3 protein-coding genes are annotated in these 2,231 nt (G+C 41.4%); all 3 read right to left on the minus strand.

What is annotated here, in order from left to right; genetic code table 11:
* The coding region (locus ACTHRE_RS11035) for a hemagglutinin repeat-containing protein (RefSeq protein WP_440345277.1) at positions 1 to 218 on the minus strand (218 nt) is incomplete at its 3' end.
* 43 nt (positions 219 to 261) lie between these two features.
* Positions 262 to 756 (minus strand): contact-dependent growth inhibition system immunity protein, encoded by a 495-nt coding sequence (locus ACTHRE_RS11040; RefSeq protein ID WP_019271746.1) that lies wholly within the window; start codon positions 754 to 756, stop codon positions 262 to 264.
* Positions 756 to 2,231 (minus strand): hypothetical protein (locus tag ACTHRE_RS11045; protein WP_070460227.1); only part of this gene is annotated, 1,476 nt, incomplete at its 5' end. The genes ACTHRE_RS11040 and ACTHRE_RS11045, both read right to left, overlap by 1 nt.

Below are 2,231 nucleotides of genomic sequence, written 5' to 3' on the forward strand. Positions count from 1 at the left end.
CGGATGGTGTCGCCCGCAGTAATGTTGCTGCCTTGGACGGTAATGTCGCCCTCGCGGCTGCGGATATTGATGTCGCCACCGGCTTTCAGGCTGCTTTGCCGGCTTTGGCGGTAGTGTTGGTTTTGTTCTTTGCCGGCGGATTTAAAGCCGAAGCCGGCTTCAACGGACAAGAGGACAGCGCCTTGCTGTCCGGTTTGGTTTTTGACGGCGTCGGCCACTAAAAGTATGTTGTGGGAACAGGCCTATGCACTACGTATATACTTACTTACAATAACTTAGAGCTTGTTTTGCTCCTTGTCCAATTTCCGAGTAGTTTCTGTCAACGGGTATGATTATATCTTTTCCATCAATGCCTTCCCACGCATCCGATCTGATATGTTTATTGGGGGAAATTACGATTTCCTTGCTATCCATTTTAATGCTGCACATCATCATCTTTCTAAAAAAAGCTAATTTGGTTTTATACCCCAGTGTTTCTCGTATATGATCAACCCATTGGTTATAGCGTTGAACTCTTTGTACCGGATCGAAAAAATTTTTATATTCTTTACTCCCATATTCAAAAGTTCGACTATTTTTTAATGCCTGGAAAACAGCTTGACCAAGCAGATTGTTATCGACATCCGGAAACAAAATATGAGGTGGGAATAAGGTGTCTAACATTAACAACCTAAATCCGGATTCTGTTTGCACAATGAACGCTTTTTCATTTGCATACAAACTTGCAAAATATTTATTTTCGCACTTATCTTCCATTATTTAATCTCCGTTACTTTAACATTAATACCATGAGTCTTTCCATATTCTATCGCTTTGTTGATTTGCTGCCATTGTTCTTTAGTGGTTTGGGCTGGAATAGCTAAATGTATCTCTCTCCGAGTAATTGTATCAGCATTTAACTTAACACTAGAAAGAGAGTAAGTTTTAAAATTGGCAGCTTTGTCAATATAATTTTTTAAAGTACTATAAATTTGTCTTGGTTTGAGCATCCTTGATGCTGTTTGTGTATCCAATGTCTTAGCACTAATGGCTAAGCCATCACGGGAGTCATAATAATCAAAAGTTTTAAAATTCTTTGGTAGTCGAGCATCCGAGGGAAGGTTTTTACCAACATAATTCTCCCATGGCATACCTTGCTTTCCAATACCATTATTCCATTGGATACCTACTTTTGAATTAGAAACGGTTTTACTTGGTTTGGCAAATAAGATATTTAAATCCGTAACTTTCTGATGTGCAGTTGAAAATTGATTAGCCATACGCCCAGCATTAACATCCAAGCTGGTCAGCGGTCGGTTATATCCGGCCGGAATCGGTCCGCGGATTGCCAACGGAGATTTCTTAACCGAAGCCCCACCAAGACTGACACTACCCAACATTGTTCCGGCACCTAAAAAGAAATTGGCTTTCCCGTGCTCAAGGTTTCCCTGTGTGATTTGATAAGTTCCGTAACTGGCTTGTGCTCCACCAATAGCCATCATCAGATAACGTCCTCGAGTGGTAAATTCCAAACCTAAAGCAATGCCTTGTGCGGTGGAGGCTGCTGCTCTGCCTTCAAAACTATCGGCATAAGCTTTATCCCTTTCAAGGATATTCCAAGCTTTCTCGTATTTCCCTATCGGACGACCTTCCGATAAAAAGAAATGCTTAACAGCAGCCAAACCGGTTTTATACTTTCCTCGGGCATCCTGGATTTCTTTCCAAGAGTTATTCCAATGTTCTCTGACTTTTCTATCTCTTTTGGCTAGCCAAAACGGATAATAAGGTTCTCCATTTCTCAAGATTTCTTTACCTTGATAGAGATCATTCTTAATTTTTCTATCAAGAATTTTCTGATCATCATAGATGATGTCTAGATAGGATCGCAAACTAGCTGCTTCTTGGGTTGTCAGGTCTTTTTTTCCATCTTTTCGATGAAGGTCTGAATAATATTTTCTATATAACTCATTGCTTACTTGGTCTTTAGCAGCCAGCCGCTCAAATTCGGCCTTTTCCTTATTACTTGCTGTATGGTTGAGAATTTTCTCTGTTAAAAGATCGTATTTTTTTCTGTCTTCGTTGTTAAGCAGATTATTCTCCACCGCATTCTGTCCAAGCACACCCCCTACCTGTGCATTGAACAGGGCATTGCTGTTGCCGTTGGTGCTGCCGCTGCCGTTCAGACTGCCTCCGGCCGCACCCACCACCGAAGCGATAGCACCGGTCTGCGCTTTAATCTCTTCTTTAATGTG

Origin of the sequence: Neisseria sp. P0001.S007 (genome assembly GCF_051963655.1) — a bacterium.
Lineage (GTDB): Bacteria > Pseudomonadota > Gammaproteobacteria > Burkholderiales > Neisseriaceae > Neisseria > Neisseria subflava_A.

Bases quoted from the DNA above. Each gene is read 5' to 3' on its own strand.
- ACTHRE_RS11040 (WP_019271746.1), bottom strand. From the start codon at position 756: ATGGAAGATAAGTGCGAAAATAAATATTTTGCAAGTTTGTATGCAAAT.